15 protein-coding genes are annotated in these 18,452 nt (G+C 57.7%); 6 read left to right on the top strand and 9 right to left on the bottom strand.

Annotated features, from left to right (window positions below):
* Positions 1-60: 60 nt before the first annotated feature.
* Complete coding sequence (locus AC6IY8_RS01695; RefSeq protein ID WP_497776932.1) at positions 61-1,689, bottom strand: ABC-F family ATP-binding cassette domain-containing protein; 1,629 nt, start codon at positions 1,687-1,689, stop codon at positions 61-63.
* Positions 1,690-1,911: 222 nt separating this feature from the next.
* On the opposite strand from AC6IY8_RS01695, the gene AC6IY8_RS01690 reads away from it, so the two are divergent.
* A complete protein-coding gene (locus tag AC6IY8_RS01690; RefSeq protein WP_497776931.1) occupies positions 1,912-3,000 on the top strand; it encodes a DUF6599 family protein in 1,089 nt (362 codons plus the stop codon).
* A gap of 325 nt (positions 3,001-3,325) precedes the next feature.
* Here the strand turns inward: AC6IY8_RS01690 and AC6IY8_RS01685 are convergent, their stop codons facing one another.
* The gene (locus tag AC6IY8_RS01685) at positions 3,326-4,771 is read right to left on the bottom strand and encodes a 3-hydroxybutyrate oligomer hydrolase family protein (protein WP_497776930.1); all 1,446 of its coding nucleotides are present in this window, start codon (positions 4,769-4,771) and stop codon (positions 3,326-3,328) included.
* Between the two features lie 195 nt (positions 4,772-4,966).
* On the opposite strand from AC6IY8_RS01685, the gene rpsU reads away from it, so the two are divergent.
* A complete protein-coding gene (rpsU, locus tag AC6IY8_RS01680) occupies positions 4,967-5,167 on the top strand; it encodes a 30S ribosomal protein S21 (protein ID WP_497776929.1) in 201 nt (66 codons plus the stop codon).
* A gap of 214 nt (positions 5,168-5,381) precedes the next feature.
* Here rpsU and AC6IY8_RS01675 read toward each other — a convergent pair whose 3' ends face one another.
* The 3 genes from AC6IY8_RS01675 to alaS all read right to left on the bottom strand — a co-directional run bounded on the left by AC6IY8_RS01675 (position 5,382) and on the right by alaS (position 11,692).
* Positions 5,382-7,751, bottom strand: a complete 2,370-nt coding sequence (locus AC6IY8_RS01675) for an N-acetylmuramoyl-L-alanine amidase (protein WP_497776928.1) — start codon at positions 7,749-7,751, stop codon at positions 5,382-5,384.
* 34 nt (positions 7,752-7,785) lie between these two features.
* Complete coding sequence (locus tag AC6IY8_RS01670; RefSeq protein WP_497776927.1) at positions 7,786-8,703, bottom strand: lytic transglycosylase domain-containing protein; 918 nt, start codon at positions 8,701-8,703, stop codon at positions 7,786-7,788.
* A 286-nt stretch (positions 8,704-8,989) separates the two neighbouring features.
* Entirely contained in the window at positions 8,990-11,692 is a 2,703-nt protein-coding gene (gene alaS, locus AC6IY8_RS01665) for an alanine--tRNA ligase (RefSeq protein WP_497776926.1), read from the bottom strand.
* Between the two features lie 241 nt (positions 11,693-11,933).
* On the opposite strand from alaS, the gene AC6IY8_RS01660 reads away from it, so the two are divergent.
* Both AC6IY8_RS01660 and AC6IY8_RS01655 read left to right on the top strand, forming a co-directional pair.
* Positions 11,934-12,770, top strand: a complete 837-nt coding sequence (locus tag AC6IY8_RS01660) for a PilZ domain-containing protein (protein WP_497776925.1) — start codon at positions 11,934-11,936, stop codon at positions 12,768-12,770.
* Positions 12,771-12,884: 114 nt separating this feature from the next.
* The gene (locus AC6IY8_RS01655) at positions 12,885-13,190 is read left to right on the top strand and encodes a hypothetical protein (protein ID WP_497776924.1); all 306 of its coding nucleotides are present in this window, start codon (positions 12,885-12,887) and stop codon (positions 13,188-13,190) included.
* A gap of 17 nt (positions 13,191-13,207) precedes the next feature.
* Here the strand turns inward: AC6IY8_RS01655 and AC6IY8_RS01650 are convergent, their stop codons facing one another.
* The 4 genes from AC6IY8_RS01650 to AC6IY8_RS01635 form a co-directional block, all read right to left on the bottom strand.
* Complete coding sequence (locus AC6IY8_RS01650; protein ID WP_497776923.1) at positions 13,208-13,915, bottom strand: DNA-3-methyladenine glycosylase family protein; 708 nt, start codon at positions 13,913-13,915, stop codon at positions 13,208-13,210.
* Positions 13,912-14,481, bottom strand: coding sequence for a regulatory protein RecX (locus AC6IY8_RS01645; protein WP_497776922.1), 570 nt, complete (start codon positions 14,479-14,481; stop codon positions 13,912-13,914). Before AC6IY8_RS01645 ends, AC6IY8_RS01650 begins: the two co-directional genes overlap by 4 nt.
* 93 nt (positions 14,482-14,574) lie before the next feature.
* The gene (locus tag AC6IY8_RS01640) at positions 14,575-15,048 is read right to left on the bottom strand and encodes a hypothetical protein (RefSeq protein WP_497776921.1); all 474 of its coding nucleotides are present in this window, start codon (positions 15,046-15,048) and stop codon (positions 14,575-14,577) included.
* A 120-nt stretch (positions 15,049-15,168) separates the two neighbouring features.
* Positions 15,169-16,290, bottom strand: a complete 1,122-nt coding sequence (locus tag AC6IY8_RS01635; protein WP_497776920.1) for a type IV pilus twitching motility protein PilT — start codon at positions 16,288-16,290, stop codon at positions 15,169-15,171.
* Between the two features lie 226 nt (positions 16,291-16,516).
* Between AC6IY8_RS01635 and AC6IY8_RS01630 the strand changes: the two genes are divergently transcribed.
* Positions 16,517-16,894 carry a hypothetical protein gene (locus AC6IY8_RS01630; RefSeq protein ID WP_497776919.1) on the top strand — a complete coding sequence of 126 codons (378 nt, stop codon included), beginning with the start codon at positions 16,517-16,519 and terminating at the stop codon, positions 16,892-16,894.
* Between the two features lie 112 nt (positions 16,895-17,006).
* Positions 17,007-18,392, top strand: coding sequence for a cytochrome P450 (locus tag AC6IY8_RS01625; RefSeq protein WP_497776918.1), 1,386 nt, complete (start codon positions 17,007-17,009; stop codon positions 18,390-18,392).
* Positions 18,393-18,452: the final 60 nt, after the last annotated feature.

Raw genomic sequence — 18,452 nt, 5'->3', positions numbered from 1 at the left:
GCCCACATCCGCCGCCGCTTTTGCGACGAATGTGGGAAAGCACACTCTCCAACTCGAGACCTATACCACCACGCCCTGAAACTCCGCGTAAGTCCCCTTGAAGTCCGTAATGCCGTGATCACCCTCGACATGCCAGATGCGAGTTGCCACCTCATCGATCAAGTCATGATCGTGAGTCGCCAGGATCACCGTTCCCTGGTAGCGCTGCAAAGAGATGTTCAGAGCATTAATCGATTCCAGGTCCAGATGGTTCGTCGGCTCATCCAGAACCAGCACGTTCGGCTTCTGCAACATCAGCTTGCAGAACAGCAGCCGCGCCATCTCTCCGCCCGAGAGCACATCCGTGCGCTTGTTCGCCTCATCACGGGCAAACATCATCTGCCCCAGCAGCCCGCGAATCTCTTCATCCACCGCGCCCGGGTCCCACTGGTGCAGCCACTCGAAGGCCGTCATGCCCGGCGTAATCAGCGCCCGATGATCCTGGGCAAAGTAGCCAACCGAGGCCTCATGTCCCCAGATGACTTTCCCCGAGCTGACGAATTCACCATCGTAGCCGCTCGTTTCGCGCAACTCCTTCATCGGAGTGGTGGGCGAGTTCGCAAGGATGGCATTGATCAGCGTAGTCTTACCCGCGCCGTTCCTGCCCATCAACCCGACCTTCTCTCCGCGGGTCAGGCTTGCCGTAAATCCGCGAAGAACCTCGACGTCGTCGTAGAACTTCGTGACGCCTTCGAGTTCGAGAATGTGCTTGCCCGAGGGCCGCTTCTGCTCAAACTTTATATACGGCCTCTGAATGTTGGACTTCGCGAGTTCCGTTACCTGAAGGCGCTCGACTTCCTTGCGGCGCGACTGCACCTGGCTCGAACGCGTTCCGGCCGAGAAGCGGGCGATAAAGTCATTGAGCTGCGAGATCTTCTTCTCACGCTGCAGGTTCTGCGCTTCCAACTGAGAGCGCACCTGCGTCTTAGCCATCACCATATCGTCGTAATTGCCCGTGTAGGTGATGATCGTCTCATAATCGATGTCGGCGATGTGAGTGCACACGCTGTTCAGGAAGTGGCGGTCGTGCGAGATCACAATCAGCGTGCCATCGTAGCTGTTCAGGAAATTCTGCAGCCAGTGAATCGAGTCAAGATCGAGGTGGTTTGTAGGTTCGTCGAGCAGCAGGGCCATCGGATGCCCGAATAACGCCTGAGCCAGCAACACGCGGACCTTTTGGCCGCCCTGCAACTCGCCCATCTTGCGCTCGTGAAGCTCGTCCGGAAGATCAAGTCCCTGCAACAGCAGCGCGGCGTCGGTTTCAGCCGAGTAGCCGTCCTCTTCGCCTACAATTCCTTCCAGTTCGCCCAGACGCATGCCGTCCTCATTCGTGAGTTCGGACTTGGCGTAGATGACCTCGCGCTCCTCCATCGCCTTCCACAGGCGCTTGTTGCCCATGATCACCGTGTCGATGACGCGATAGGCGTCGAAGGCAAACTGGTCCTGACTGAGCACACCGAACTTCTTCGGGCGGACGACCGTTCCCTTCTGAGGCTCGAGTTCGCCCGTCAGTAGCTTCATAAACGTGGACTTGCCAGCCCCGTTCGGCCCCGTCAGGCCATAACGCCGTCCCGGCGTGAATGCGGTGGATACTTCTTCAAACAATACTTTTGCGCCGTAGCGCATAGAAACGCTGGAAACTGAAATCATGATTTTCTGAGTGAGTGCTGGAGCCAGGAGGCGGGGTGCACTGCGTACTTCTAGGATAGCATGCCGCTGGCGCGGGTTGGATTCACCGCAACGCTCATGCCCGCCGCCAGCAGGAGGGTTGTGTGTGATTGCTTCTATCGCCAACTCCACATCCTATCCGATGAGCACGAAACTTCTTCGCGTTGATCGTGGTCTAATAGATAGAAGGACAGTTCCGAACTCATGAAATCTTTGTCTCGCTCTTTCTGCGCCGCGCTCATGGCCCTGCTGATTGCCGCGCCCGCCGTCTGCGCTCCCGCCAAAGCCCAGCCGCAAGCTCCGAAGATGCTGCCCGACGCTTTCGCCGGATGGGAGCTGAGCGGCACGCCCAAGACGGGCACCGATCCACGCGCTATCGATAACGCTTCCTCCTCCGTCCTCACCGAGGATCGCTTCACCGACTTCGAGGTAGCCACCTACAAGCGCGAAGACCGAACACTCACCGTTCGCGCTGCACGTTTTCAGGACGCCGAAGGTGCCTACGCCGCATTCACCTTCTATCGCCAGCCCCTCATGCGACAGGAGGACGTCGGAGTGCTCGCCGCATCTCTCAATGATCGCGTGCTCTTCTTCTCCGGCAACATTCTCGTGGACGCCAGCTTCGATCACGTCACCGGCATGAGTGGCGCTCAGCTTCGCGAGCTCGCCAAGTCTCTGCCCGAGGCCAAGGGCAACGTAGGCGTGCTGCCCACTCTTCCCAACCACCTGCCGCGCAAGCAACTCGTGCCCGAAACCGCGCGCTACCTGATTGGCCCTGCCGCCTACTCCGCTCTCAACATCAATGTCAGCCCCGAGCTCATCGACTTCGGCAAGAGTCCCCAAGTCCTCTGGGCGCGCATGAACGGCGAAGCCCCCGGCTCTGCCGAACTCCTTCTCGTCTCCTATCCCACGCCGCACATTGCCATTGAGAAGCTCTCAGCGTTCGAGCATCTGCCCCCGGCTTCTGCTGCAGAGACCACGGCCGCCAAGCGCACCGGCCCCATCATCGCCCTCGTTCGTGGCAACATCTCTCGCAGCGACGCCAATCGCATGCTCGCCAGCATCAACTACGACGCCAACGTCACCTGGAACGAGAACGCAGGGCAGAGCAAGCGCGACAACATCGGAAACGTCGTCATCGCCGCCTTGAGTCTCGCGGCCATTCTGTTCCTGATCTCCGTCGGAGCTGGTGCGGTATTCGGATTTTCCCGCGTCTATTTGCCCCGTTTTCGGGGCAACAAGGCGTCCGAGCCGCGCGATGACGGCGAAATGATCCGCCTCGACCTGCGCTGAGGGAAATGGCCCTAAGCTGCCATAGGCTAACGATTTACGGGGTAAATTCACCCACAAGTGACAGTTTTTGTCACTTGTGCAATCTTGGGCCAAAAACGTAACTCATTGATTTTAAACACATTTAATTCCGAGAATTCGCTTGACACCCTGTTTTACAGGCTCATAGTATTTCTTCAGAAAGTTTTGACGGTCTAGCCTCCGTTGGAACTATTCTCCCTTGAAGAAAAGGTCGCCCAGTTGCCGGGCGGCCTTTTCGTTTCTCCGCGAAAAAGAAAAACGCGTCAGCGATAAACTGACGCGTCGAACGTTCGCACATCTCACTTCACTACGGCACGTAGAGACTCGAACAGTGACCCGCCTGCGCTGGAGTCGCCGAGATTGTTCCACCCACTGCGACGCACTGACTCTCCGGCAACGGCGCGTCTTGCTCCACATGATTGACCATCAAGTCGAAGGCGTGTTGCGCGTGCGGCTGAATGGTTTGCAGTTGAGGGAACACCGCCGCATAGGCGTCGATGTGGTTTCCGTTCTGAATCTCATAGAGCCGGTATTCCGGGTGATGCTTTCGGTCAAGCACTCGCTCTTCATACTGGCGAGCATCGCGCTTGATCGGCAGCAGTGCGTCCATTGTTCCGGCCACCGTGATGAGAGGCTTTCCAATCTCTCCCGTCGTCGCGATCTGCTCGAGATTCTTGAACACCTGCCCATGCGTCGCGAAAATCCGCTGGAAGTAGTTGTAGTTGGCCAGTCCTGCGGCATAGGTGTCATACGTCGGGTCGAGCCGCTTCTGCCACTGGCACATTGTCACTTCCCAGAACGATGCGTTATACATCGCCCACAAAGAGGTCGAGCCCGAGACGATATCCGGAGGATACCCTGCGGCTTCGATGTTTTGCACTGCCTGGCTGTTGGGATCGAAGTTCGCAGCCAGGTATGCCGGGAAGTTCGCCAGCACCGGCGGCAGATCGATCAGCAGATTCGGGCCACGCGGATCGATGAACGTGCCTTCCCAGTCCACGCCGCCGTCATAGAGTTGCGGAGCCGCTTCCAGCGCGCGACGCACCTGGTAGCCGCCGTTCGACGTGCCGACGACGTAGGTGTACTTCGCCTGCTTGCCATAGTGTTGCTGCACGGCCTTCTTCGCCAGCACCGTGGCTTCGATGATGTACTGCGTCCAGGTCGTGAACGGCTTTGCAGGATCGTTGTCGTAGAAATGGACCCAGGTATTCGCACCCGCCTGCGGATTCAGCCTGCACCCCAGCGGATCGGTCGGCGTGGTGATGAACAGGTTCATGATGCCCTTGTTCTGCGAAGCATAGGCGTAGCCTTTCTGCAGAACGTAGTCGCTCCAGGCATAATCGCCGTTGTGCTCGCTGCGTGTGCCGGAAGCGCCGGCCATCACCAGCTTGCCATTCCAATCGTCGGGGAAGCGCAGCAGGAAGCGAGCCTCGTGCGAGGGGTCCTCGGCGAAGTAGCCCTCGACCTGAATGCCGGGCACTGCCTTGGTGATCGTCGTCGGGTTCGTCGCCGGAGAGATGACGCTGCGATCCGTCACCGGCGTATAGGCGCCTGCCGGCCAGTTCGCAAGGCTGTTGTTGGGCGGGGTGGTAGATGGGTTGGCAGTAGTCAAGTCTGGGCTGACGAAGCAGGTAACGTTAGTCGCAGTCTTTCCCAATGCCTTGAGGATCGCCTGACACCCTGTTTGCGCCTGTCCCGAGATAGGCAGCAGCATGGTGATCATCACTCCTATGCTAAAGAGTCTTCCACGCATTCTCTTGTTCCTCAGTGATTGGCTTCGGCCGCTCTGAAAGAGGGCAGCACATGAGATGCAGAGTAAGTTGTCCATGTCGGCTTTCATCGCAATAAAAGTGCATCCGCAATGGCCCTGCTTGCGATGTGGTCGAATCGAGATCACACGTGTTAGACTTGTTGCGTGGCCAATAGGCTGAGTTGGGTGGTGATCTAGTTGGCAGAAATTCGACTGCAAGAGGGCGAGAGCATTGAGAGCGCCCTGCGTCGCTTCAAGCGCAAGGTTCAGACGGAAGACATCATCAAGGAAGTGAAGCGTCATTCCTACTATCTGAAGCCGGGTGCGAAGCTGCGCGTCAAGCAGGCTCTGGCTCGCAAGCGGGCACAGAAGAAGATTCGCAAAGAACCGAAGGACTAGTTCTTCGGCAAGATCAAGGGCCGCTACCGAATGGTGGCGGCCTTTTTGTATTTGATATATAGCTGAGAGCGCGCTACGAGAGCCCTGGATGGGCTAGTTGCCTTTGCTCTTGCCCTTAACTTCACGGGTGGCCCCCAGCCGCCCTCCTTTGGCGAATGTGGGAGAGCACCACGGCCCGGATCTTCGCCATTAACGACGACACAGCTACAGCAAACTAATCGCCTTCACTCACTCCGCCCTTGCTGGCGACCTTCACACCGCTCAATCCGTTGATGTAGCGCGAAATCCCCCGATAGAGCGATTCCGCGATGCGCTGGCGATACTCGGCCGTCTGCAGACGGCGTTCGTCTGCGGGATTTGAGACAAACGAAATCTCGGCAAGGATCGACGGCATGTTCGCACCAATCAGCACGATGAACGGAGCTTTCTTCACTCCGCGGTTGCGCAGCGTCGTGTTCTGTTCCTTGCCGACCAGCCCCTGATACAGCGAGTGCTGCACGTCCGACGCAAACTCGCGCGACTCATCCACCTTTTCCTTCAACGTGATCTTCTTCACCAGGTCGCCAAGCTCGTGCACCGACTTTTCGCTGACTGCGTTCTCGCGCGCTGCAACCTCGAGTGCATCGGGAGAAGGATTGAAGTTGAGGTAATAGGTTTCCACCCCGCGAGCATTCGGATCGCGGCTCGAGTTCGCGTGTACCGAGACGAACAGATCCGCCTGATGCTGATTTGCAATCGCCGTGCGCGTCTCCAGCGGGATGAAGGTGTCATCATCGCGCGTGAAGATGACATCAGCGCCCATCTTCGTCTTGAGCAGCTTTCCCAACCTGAGAGAGACGTCCAACACCAGATCTTTTTCCAGCAGACCGTTCGGCCCGATCGTTCCCGTGTCGTGCCCACCGTGTCCGGCGTCAATCACTATGCGCCCAACCTTCAATCCCAGAGCGCGAATCAGCGAGCGCTGGCCATCGGCGCTGGGCTGCGCCTGTCGGATGGCAGGATAGTTCTGTGACCGCTTCCCTGCGCTGAGCGGCTTCTTGTCGGTTTCGCGTGGCGCCACCACCTGAACCGTTGGCTGCGACGTTGGTTTGTCGGTGGCCTTCAACTCCGACCCTTTGAGATTGGCCATTTCGGAGTTCGTGGACTCTGAAGACGTAACTGGTGTCGAGGAGGACGTTGTTTCCGCGGTCGCCGCGTCCGTTGAAGGTTGCGACTGCGACGACACAAAACTGCCATCCGCCATGCGCGGGCCATACTCTACGGCAGCCTTCTTCGTGGAATCGACTGCCCGACCGGGCTTTGACTCCGCCACGCTCGGCACCTTCGAGGGCAGCGGCGCAGAGAACGGAGCTACCGCCGGCTTCTCGGGCTTGGTTGGAGGCGGCGTCGCTGACGCCTGCGACTTGCTCTCTTCCTGCTTCTGCGCCTGTGACACGAGGGTCTGCGGCTGCGTTCCCGGCTTGCGGCCATGAATGTCGATGATCAGGCGATAGGGATTCGGCAGCAGAAAAGCCGAGTAGTCCGATACCTCATCCACCTCGAGAACTACGCGAACCATCCCCTTCTGGAATTGCCCGATGCGCACGCGACGGAGAAAACCATCCGAGACGTCAAAGCTCTTGCCCACCAGCGTCGACGCAAGCTTCGTGTCGTGCAGGTCAAAGAAGATCCGGTCCGGATGAGGCACCCGTCCCGCTTCGTATTTCACTTCCTGTTCAAGATCGATAGCGACGCGAGTGTAGTCAGGTGTGGACCAGTGGCGGATGCCTGTGACGAGAGGCAGAGTGGCGCGAGCAGGAGTCTCGCCTGTGTTTTCCTGAGACTTCGCCTCCTGCGACTTGGTCTCCTGAGACTTTGCTTCCTGCGGCTTTGTATCTTGGGCCTTCGCTTCCGGCGCCTTTGTATCTTGAGCCTTGGTGTCCTGAGTCTTGGTATCGAGCGGCTTCGATTCCGCCGAGCGGGCTTCCACCCCAGGCTTACTCTCGCGCGCACTCGACTCCTGCGCCTTGGGAGCTACCGCTCGCGGACGTTTGCCGCGTGCCTGCTGATCGAGTTCGGCGATTGCCTCGCGTGCATCGGCTGCAAGTTGCAGATGCGGATAGCGATGAACGACTTCCTGGAAAGTCTCCCGAGCCTTGTCGTTCTCTTCGAGGTCATCCTTATAGATCTGTCCGATGGTAAACAGCGCATTGAAACGATACTTGCTGCCGGGGTACTCGCGGCGCAGGAACTCATATTGCGCGATAGCGGCGCGAAGCGACTTCGTGTCATTGAACGAGCGCCCGCTTTCAGCCAGCAGTTCAGCAACGGCGACCAAGCTGGCGTCCGCCTTACTGCTCGCTGGTGACGTGTAGTACACCGCGCGGTACGCGTCGATCACTCGCTGATAGGAGCGTCGCGTGCGATCGCGCTGCGGCAAACCATTCAGCTCTTCGCGCATACGTTCCGCGACTTCGAATTGCGTGCGGGCCTGTTGTTTTTTGAGCTGGGGGGAGGCCGAGAAAGCCGGGGCGACGAGAAGACAGAGCAAGAAAAGCGCGGTAATCGAGCGCTTCCATTCCCACCTGTATGTTTGTCCCGTCATCAACTGCAATATCCTTCAACTTACACAAGCTGGACTAATCCGTGTTGCTGATAAACAGTTTGCCACGTTCATCGCGGGTTACGCGAACGGGAATTTGCAAACTGGTGTAGCGAACTTCACTCGTGACGCCGCCACCCATCAGATTCGTGATGCGTTTCACATAGTTACGAGTTTCCGTGTAGGGCGGAATTCCGCCATTGCGCTGCACCGCGCCCTGCCCGGCATTGTAAGCAGCGAGTGAAAGCGAAACATTGCCGCCAAAATTCTGCAGAAGCCCTTTCAGGTGCCTCACTCCGGCGTCCACATTCTGCGCCGCATCGAAAGGATTGCGAAGGTCGTACATCTTTGCTGTCGCGGGCATTAACTGCATCAACCCCATCGCTCCCTTGTTGGAAACCGCACGCGGGTTGAAGTTCGACTCCACCTTCACCAGCGCCCGCACGAGATTCGGATCGACATGATGGCGTGCTGCCGCTTCATTTATATAGCGATCGATTTCCGTCGAGGTCACGCGACGATTGTCCGCCGCCACGGAATAGTTCGGATCCTGTTCGGCCAGCTTCCCGCTGACGCGAGTCGTGGAATCGATCTTCGGCCGCGACTCAATGAACGTGGAAACCTCGCCTGCGACGACTCTTGCCGACCGTATCGCCGCCGGGCTCGCCGACCGTATCACCTTGTAGCGCTGCTCCGTGTTGCTCCAGTAGAAGAGCAGTGATGTACGTCGCCTCGCACTCGCGCCGCTGCCAACACTGGAGCGGACTGCGCTCGCATTCCCGCTCTTGCTCTCAACCGGGCCATCGTTGGTGTAAACCATACGCCCGCTATCCGATGTCGCCTGAATCGATTGCGCCGACAACAGCGTGGAGCAAGCGAGCAGCGCCGCCACCAACACCGCAGAACGCAGGCGTTGGCCAGACGAGGCTCGGGATGTCCACACATTTCTCATCATTGTCATAACCCGGATCAGGCCGTTGCCGATGCGGTGATTACGCAACAAAAACTGTACACAGAGTGACTGGATTATAAGTCTCGCTCGTTCCTACAGCAATCATTCAGACACAAGGAATCGAGGAAGTGAACGGGGTAAATCACGTACTGAAGCAACATAGCGGTTACGAGGGTTCATGGGCGCTGGAGCATCCGGCACCGCGCACGCGCATTTTGGCCAAAGCAAAAGCCCCATCTCTGCTACCTCCACAGGATGGGGCTTCGAACACTTTCTATGTCGCTCCGAGCTAGCCGATAAGGGACTCGACCGTGGCGTAGCTTTCCTTCAATGCCTGGTCGAGGGCTTCGGGATTCTTGCCTCCAGCCTCGGCCATGTCGGGACGTCCGCCACCGGATCCTCCCACCTTTTGCGCAACCTGTCCGACGATCTTGCCAGCCTGGAGCTTCGCCGTTAGATCCTTGGTGACGCCGACGATAACAGCAACCTTGCCGTCCGTGACCGATCCGACAATGACCACGCCTGAGCCGATCTTATTGCGGAAGTTGTCAACGAGAGTGCGCAACTGGGGGCGTTCTAAGTTATCAGCACGATGTGCCAGAACCTTCACGCCCTTCACCTCACGCACGTTATCGTCCGCGCTCGCCACCGCCGATGCCGCCGACTTCATGCGAACCTGGTCGAGTTCTTTGCGCAGCTTCTTCAGCTCTTCTTCGCGCCTGTCGAGTTCCAGCTTCAGCGCCACCGCAGGCGACACATCGCTGCGCCCCACCAGCGTCGAAACCATTCCTTCCAGCTCATGATCCTGACGGAAGTGGCGCAGGGACTGCTCTCCAGCTACGGCTTCAATGCGGCGTACACCGCTTGAAACGCTTCCTTCCTTGAGAATCTTTATCAATCCGATCTCGCCCGTAGCCGACACATGCGTGCCACCGCACAACTCCGTAGAGAAGTCAGCGATCTTCAGCACTCGCACACGCTCGCCATACTTTTCGCCGAAGAGCGCCATCGCATTGTGCTTCTGGATCGCTTCATCGATCGGAACGTCTTCCAGCGTCTGCACAGGCAGATTCAGGAGAACCTCGCGGTTCGCGATGTCCTCAATTTCCTGCAACTCTTCGTCGTTCACTGAAGAGAAGTGCGAGAAATCGAATCGCAGGTAGTTCGGCGAAACCAGCGAACCCGCCTGCTTGACGTGAGTTCCGAGAACCTGGCGCAGCGCGGCGTGAAGCAGATGAGTCGCCGTGTGATGGCGGCGTGTAGCGGAGCGCAAGTCGGAATCGACCACGGCTACAAGCTTGTCGCCAACCATGATGGGCTGCCGCGCCGTGATCTTGTGCGCGCGCACGCCCTGCACCGGAGACTGAACGCCTTCGACTTCGGCGACGAGCACGGTGCGGTCGGCGGAGTAGAGCCAGCCTTTGTCGCCGACCTGACCGCCGCTTTCCGCATAGAAGGGCGTGTGGTCGAAAACCAGTTCGACTTGCTGTCCAGAAGCCACCTGCTGCACGGCATTGCCGTTGACAACGAGGGCGAGCACTTCACAATTGGAAGACTGCTCCTGGCGATAACCTTCAAAGGCCGTGTGCGGCAGCGAAGCGAACACAGGCGAGGCTGTCTTCTGCGAGCCGCCTTTCCAACTGGCTCGAGCGGTCGTGCGCTGCTCTTCCATTGCCGCATCAAAGCCAGCCTGATCGAAGGTGACGCCCTGATCGCGGGCAGCATCGACCATGAAATCAAGCGGTAGGCCAAATGTGTCGTAAAGCTTGAACGCTTCCTTGCCGGAGAGTGTGCTGTTCTCCGCTTGGTCGAGCAGATCCTGAAGTTTTGAGAGACCGATGGCAACAGTCGAAGCGAAGCGGGTCTCTTCGGTTTCGATGACCTTGGCCACGCGAGGCGCTGACTCGACGAGTTCGGGATACGCGCCCTTCATTTCTTCTATGACGGCTTCAACCATCTTGTAGAGAAACGGCTGCGTTTGCCCAAGCAGTCTCCCGTGGCGAATTGCGCGGCGAATGATCTTGCGCAGTACGTATCCACGGCCCTCGTTGGCAGGCACGATTCCATCGCTGATGAGGAACGTGGCGGCACGACTGTGGTCGGCGATAACACGGAGCGAGGCGGCGCTATTGGCACCCGCTTCCCTGCTCTTCTTGTTTCCAGTTTCAGTGAGTTCGGCAGCCCGCTTGATGAGCGGAATGAACAAGTCGGTGTCGTAGTTGCTGACCACATTCTGCAGGACGGCAGTCACGCGCTCGAGTCCGGCTCCAGTATCAATCGAAGGCTTGGGCAGTGGAGTGAGGACGCCGTCGGAGCTTCGGTCGAACTGCATGAAAACGAGATTCCAGATTTCGACGTAGCGGCCACATTCACACGGGAACTTGCACTCGCCAGCGGCGCACTCAGGCAGGTGCTTGTCGCTCGAGGCGATGCCCATGTCGTAGTGGATTTCCGAGCAAGGGCCGCACGGGCCGGTGTCGCCCATCTGCCAGAAGTTTTCCTTCATGCCGAGTTCGAAGATGCGCTCGGGCTGCACGCCAACCTTGAGCCAGTAGTCGTAAGCTTCGCTGTCGCGTGCAACGGCGTTTTCGCCCTTGAAGATGGTGACGTAGAGCTTATCGGGTGACATGCCGAACCACTTCGGCGAGGTCACGAGTTCCCAAGCGTAGGCTATGGCATCCTGCTTGAAATAGTCGCCAAAGCTGAAGTTGCCGAGCATCTCGAAAAACGTGTGGTGGCGATTGGTGAAGCCGACGTTCTCCAGATCGTTATGCTTACCGCCGGCGCGGACACACTTTTGCGAGGTGGTGGCGCGGGAGTAGTCGCGCTTCTCTGCGCCGAGGAAGACGTCCTTGAACTGGTTCATGCCTGCATTGGTAAACAGCAGGGTTGGGTCGTTGGCCGGGACCAGCGAGGAGCTGTGCACCTGGCGATGGCCCTTCTGGACGAAAAAGTCCAGGAACATGCGTCGAACTTCGTTTCCGGTAGGCATTTGAGTCACTTTCGATGAATCCCGGGGCGCCGCATGGCGCGGCAGAGGCGCGGCAGACGCTTGGAGGGAGACGAAAAGACGATTTTATCATTCCCGAATTCCCGCCGTGAGCATGCGTCAGATACGGGAATGCGGTGCCATTCGTAACCTGGCGACATAAAAGCCTTGTTTCGGAATAGCGAAAATACTGGGACAATGTTCACGTCACGGCCATAATGTTTGTCACACAAGTGAGGCAGAAATGGATCCTGCGTTCAAAGTCAGCGGCCAGGCCGCGCCGCCAAAACGCAAAGAATCACGGCTACCCGCGGCACTCAACGTTCGAGTGCTCGGAATTGACTGCAAGGGGAAGCCGTTTCATCAGGCGGCGATCACCCTCGACATCAGCCTGTCCGGTGTGCGCATTACGGGGCTGCGGGCGGAGCTGACTCCGGGCGACATCGTGGGATTGCAGAGTAGCGGGGACAAGTGCCGCTTCAAGGTCTCATGGGTGGCGGCGAACCGCGACGGCACGTATCAGTCTGGCTTGCAATGCCTTGAAAAAGGCAGAAGCCCGTGGCGAGAGCAACTGCATAAAGATTCGGCTGGTGACCGGCGCGTAGACGAACGCTATCCTTGCGCCGGTTCGGTGTCCTTGCGCTCGGCATCCTTTTCAACTCCGATCTGGGGCAGTGTGCGAGATGTTGGCGCAGGCGGCTGTTACGTCCAGACGGTGAACGTGGCGGAAGTAGGAGAAACCATAAGCGGGCAGTTCACAATCAATGGCCTGCAGTTTGAAGCTGTGGCCGAAGTGCGCTCTTCGCGCGCGTCGGTAGGAATGGGGCTGCTGTGGTGTGATCTCGGATTCGACGGCCAGGAAAAGCTGCAGAGACTTCTAAAGACACTGGCGATGAATCACACCGATTCTAGTACGCTGAAGCAGAGGGCTCTGTCGCAGATGGAGAAGATCCATCAACTCGTGGCGGTGCTGCGTGAACGTCTTGAAAGTGAACAGACATTTGTGGAAGCACAGACGCTTCAATGGCTGAACGATGCACAGGAGAACCTGACAACAGTACTGAAAAACGTGCAGCGATAAGCAGAGCTGGGTTAGGCTAAGGGCATGCGCAACTTTTTGTTTTCTGCCATAGCCCTGCTCAGTTTTCTTGTTTGTAATCCGCTCGTCAGCTTTGCTCAAGGTACACAACCAAACGTGCCACCAACCGAAATCTCCGCGGACATGGGGACCTGCTCGGCATTGATCAGCGTAACGGGAGCTGATGGCAAGCCGGTGTACAACGCTAAGGTCAGCACACGTATTCGTTACGGCGTAATGGGCGTAAAGAAATTGGATCTTGAGACTTTCACCAGCGCAAATGGGCAAGTGAAAATCGTGAAGCTGCCGGAAGTGCCGAAGAAGCCGATCTATATCTACGTCAGCAAAGACGACAAGTGGGCGAATGTAGAGTTTCAACCCGATGTTCGATGCAAGGCTACCTTTGACGTTGTCTTGAAATAGCTCTCCCGAGTAAATGATTAGGCGGTTTTCTTCACGGCCCGTTTGCGGGCCGTTTTCTTTGCAGCCGGCTTGCTGTCGGATTTGCGCGGCTTGGGGCCAGGGAGTTCGGCGCAGCGCCACATATACCAGCTTGCGACTGAGCACCAGGGGTGCCATTTGCGCGCGCGTCGGCGCATAGCGTCTTTATTGGGAAGCTCGCGCATTTTGTAGAGGCGCTGCATACCTTTACGCACGCCGTAGTCGTCAACGGGCAGGACGTTAGGACGGCCAAGCCGGAACAGCAGCATCATCTCCACGGTCCAGCGGCCAATGCCGCGCACCTGCGAGATGCGCTCGATGATTTCATCGTCGCTCATGCGGGCGAGGGCGCGTTTGCTAGGCACGGTTCCGTCGAGACACTTGGCGGCGAGGTCACGCAGGGCTAGAAGTTTGTTCTGCGACAGACCGGCGGCTCGCAAGGTCGCGTCGTCCATGGCAAGCAGCGCTTTGGGAGTCATGCGGCCCTTGGGGAAAAGTGCCTCGACGCGTCCCATGATGGCTGCAGCAGCGGCTCCGGCGAGTTGCTGATAAACGATGGAGCGAGCAAGCGAAAAGAAAATACTGAAGTGATGCGGGATCTCGATGGTACACGGCCCAACCTGCGCGATGAGAGCGGCGATTTTAGGATCGGCCGCGCGGAGATGTTCGATGGCTTCGGTCCAGTCACACTGTCCGTTTGCACTCACAGTTCATCCTCGCCGAGGGGATTGGATTCGGCACTCTCGCGCTCCTGCTCGAGGGCAGAGAGAGTTTCGTCTTCTACTTTCCAGTCGCGCAGCAAATGAACAATCACGCGCGAGGAGAACCCGGCTCGGACCATCATGCGAAAAATGCGCGCGGCTGATTTCTGATCGGTTGGCTGTTTGAGGCGCTTGCGGTCAATGAACTGCTGCGCCAACGTGCGTTCGTCAATTTCGCTGTAAGTCTCGGTGACGGTCTTTTCGATTACATCAGGGTGGACGCCCTTGGCGCGGAGATCTTGCACGACACGGAGTCGACCGAACTTTTCGGTATCGCGTCGGATGGCCGAGTAGGAAGATGCATAGCTGGTGTCGTTCAGATAGCGCTGTTGCTTGAGACGCTCGGTAACAGCCTCGACGAGCGATTCGCAGTCAGGTTGATGGCCTGCACGAGTGCGCATGAGACGCTTCAACTCGGCGACTGTTCGCATGCGGCGCCCCAGCGCACCGACGGCATACTCGTAGAGAGTGTCTTCTGTGTAATGTTTCGCCGCGCTCTTCTTCCAGGCCATCGCACAATCAGTTTGTGACCGGCGCGGGATTTAATCAAGTGGGATGAACTGGTGAGCTTGGGATGTCTCCGACGGAAGCATCCCAAGCTGTATTCAGAATCGGTAGAACACACCCGCGCCGAGGCGCAAGTGCCAGTCACCGTTGTCGTAGAAATGCGTGTGGAAAGCATCGACGCTGAGACGTGCACCGAGGCCGTTTCGGGTATGGGTATCAACGCCGCCCCCCAGAGCCCATGAAAACGCTGTGTCGGAAGCACCACTGAGGTTACTCACATGCGATCCGCCGAGGAGAATGCGTCCCCAAGGCTGAAATCCACTATGGCGACGGGTGGCTTGAAACCTGCTGCCGAACATGAATGAGTGAATTGTGTTGTTGTGACTGTAATAGCCGCCGAAATCGGCATCAGCGTCGAAATCTTTGTTTATGCCGTAGCCAACGGTGCCATTCCAACCATTCTTCCCACTGGTGAAATGTGAGTAGCCAAAATAGGCTTCGGCTTTGCTTTGGGCGTGAGCCGCAACCGAAAGCATGGCGAAGCACACGAACAGAAATGCCATCTTGCGCATTTCGAATCTCCTGTTGTCCCGAGCGTCGGGGTTAGGCACTAGGAAGGAGATTTTTGACACGAGGCTGCCTGCCTTTGGGACCGAGGTCTCAAAGGTGACAACACTGCGCATAGACTTTGCTTAGAATCGCCCGATCTGTTGCGAGAGTTGATCGCGTGTGGATTCTGCAGTTCCCGAAATACCCTGAACGCGAAGCTTGAAATCATCGGCGTTGCTGGCATTCTCAAGCGCGGTCTCATAGGAAATGAGACCCTTCTGCAGGAGATCGTAGAGCGACTGATCGAACGTCTGCATGCCGTACTGCGATGTGCCCTGCTGCAACGCTTCCTTGATGTTGCGAGTCTTCTCGGGAACGGTGATGCACTCGCGAATATATGCAGTGGAGATCAGAACTTCGCAGGCAGGCACGCGACCTGCTCCGTCACTACGCTTTACGAGGCGCTGGCTGATGATGGCGCGCAAAGTGGCGGCGAGCTGTAAGCGGATCTGCTTCTGTTCGGGCGGCGGAAAGACTGAAATGATGCGGTTGATGGTTTCAACAGCATCGAGCGTATGCAGGGTGCTGAATACCATGTGGCCGGTTTCGGCGGCATGCAGCGCTGTAGAGATAGTCTCAAGATCGCGCATTTCGCCGACGAGAATGACATCGGGATCCTGACGCAAACTGGCCCGAAGCGCGCTGCCAAACGAAGGCGTGTCGACCTCGACTTCGCGCTGGTTCACGAATCCCTTCTTGTCACGATGAAGGAATTCGATGGGGTCCTCGATGGTGATGATGTGCTCAGGGCGTGAGGAGTTGATGCGGTCCACCATTGCCGCAAGAGTGGTGGATTTGCCGGAACCGGTGACTCCGGTGACAAGCACGAGGCCGCGCGCTTCTTCGCAGATGCGCTCGGTAACGGCCGGCAGGTAAAGCTCTTCGAGAGCTCGGATCTTGGTGGGGATGACGCGGAGCACGATGCCTACATTCCCGCGCTGCTGAAAGACGTTGACGCGGAAACGCCCGAGACCAGCGGCACCGTAGGCAAGGTCGATCTCGGCGCATTCCTTGAACTTCTGCTTCTGGCGGTTGGACATCATGCTGAAGGCCATGTTCAACATGTCTTCGCCGGTGACGCGGGGCTGCTCGGTCAAGGGAACAAGTTCGCCATCGACGCGCACATGAGGATAGTTGCCGACCTTAAGGTGAAGGTCACTCGCTTTTCTCTCAACGGCTATGCGCAACAGGTCATCAATCGTCATCAAATCATCTCTTCTGGAACGAGAGTACATCGAAACTTAACACGTTGATGGGGCAGGTGCAATGAACTATAGGACCTAGACCGCGCTGGATCACGGCGACTGTGCTCCAGGTACACGGGAATAGGGGATTCGACGGAGTTGCTGCTTCAGGGGAGTAAGGTGAACGCATGTCGGGCAAGCACGTTTTCGCACCACAGAAGAAGCCGGAAAGCGGTAGTCTGGACGCATGCGCTTACTCGGAATTCGGCTGGCCATAGTGACGGCAATCATCGCGATGAACGTTGCCGAAGGCATGATATTGCGGCCAGTGATACGGACTGCTGGAGTGAACCTCGAGGCGACTCTGTTTGACGAGCTCCTGCTGGGGCTTGTGATGGGATTGGTGGTGGTCTGGATTCACGAGGCTTTCAGGCGCCGCTACGAGGCAAAACTCAAAGCGGCGGTGGATGAGTTGAATCATCATGTGCGGAACTCGATGCAAGTAATCATCAATACCCAGATGCTCTGCCCTGAGTGCCGCCAACGCACCTCCAACGCGTTTGAGAGAGTGGACTGGGCGCTAAAGGAGATTTTGCCGAAGGAGATGCAGCCCCGGCGCGACTAGGGTGAAAACTTTTTTTATCTGGAGCCCTCTTGCACGTGCGGAGGGCGTTTTTGCATTTAGGCAGGCCAGAGCGGCTGAGACAACGCGCAGCCAGGCAGCATCTATATGCCCAATGGCAATACAGACTGAAGATGTGGTGAAAAGCAAGCAGGAAAAGAGCACTGGACTGCGACTGCCTCCGGGCCCGGGCGTAAACCTGTTGGGCTCAGTACTGAAGCAGAAGCGCTGGGTCGATCCCATTGCGCATTTCCAGAATCTGGCAGCAAAGTACGGAGACATTGCGCATTACAAGCTGGGCAGAAGGCACATCGTATTTCTTAATCATCCGGAATACATTCGCGACGTGTTCATCGTGCAGCACGCGAACTTCGTCAAGGAGCGCACGCAGCAACGGGCCAAGCTGCTGCTGGGCCAAGGTATGATTACAGCCGATGGAGCCATGCACAAACAGGAGCGGCAGGCGTCGGCTCCAGCTTTTCATCGGCAAAAGATTGCGACACACGCAGCGGAGATCGTGCGCAGGGCAGCCTACTTACGCGATGGCTGGCGCGCCGGAGAGCGGCACGACGCACATCGCGAAATGATGACGTTGGCGCTGGGAATCGTTGGCGCAACGCTGTTTCGCACCGATCTGGGAGACGAAGTGCACGCCCTGAACCGCGCGATGGCCAACATCATGGACGTGTACAACGCGATAGTGTTGCTGCCGGGAATACGGTTGCTGCTGCACGTCCCATTCACTCCGCTGCGAAAGTTTGTGCACGCGCGAGCAAAGCTGCATACGGCGATCGATCAGCTTATTGCCGAGCACCGGCGGCGCGACTGTGATGCAACAGGCTCCGATCTACTCACCATGTTGCTGGAGGCACAAAAGGCGAACGAGTGGAGCGACGAGCACGTGCGCGAGCAAGTAATGACCGTAATTCTTGCGGGGTACGAGACGGTGGCGATTGCGCTGACGTGGACCTGGTATCTGCTGTCCCAGAATCCCGATGCAGAGGCAAAGATGCATGAGGAGATCGATCGCGTACTCGGGGGAAGACTGCCAAGCTATGAGGATCTGCCGCAATTGCGCTACACGGAAATGATCATCGCCGAATCGATGCGGTTGTATCCTCCGGCGTGGGCAATGGGCAGGCAGGCGGTAAATGAGTTTGAGGTCGGCGAGTACAGGCTGCCGGCGGGAACCACCGTGCTGGCGAGTCAGTTCGTCATGCATCGCGGTGCAAGGTACTTCCCTGACCCGCTAAGGTTCGACCCGGAACGACACACGGCGGCGGCAAAGGTCTCGCGAGTGAAGGGCACATATTTTCCGTTTGGCATGGGGCCGCGGCAATGCATTGGAGAAGCTTTTGCCTGGATGGAAGGCGTACTGGTGTTGGCGACCCTGGCGCAAAGATGGAAGCTGCGCCATGACGAGCAGCACGAGGTAGTGCCAGAGGCGCTGTTCACGCTGAGGCCAAAGGGCGGAATGCCAATGTGGGTGGAGGGGCGTTAGAGACCCCGGCCAACATGTTCAAAAGAGCAAAGGCCCCAAAGAAAACCTGGGGCCTCGTTG

It is taken from the genome of Koromonas soli, assembly GCF_059726265.1.
This window is presented reverse-complemented; position numbering and strand designations above follow the sequence as displayed.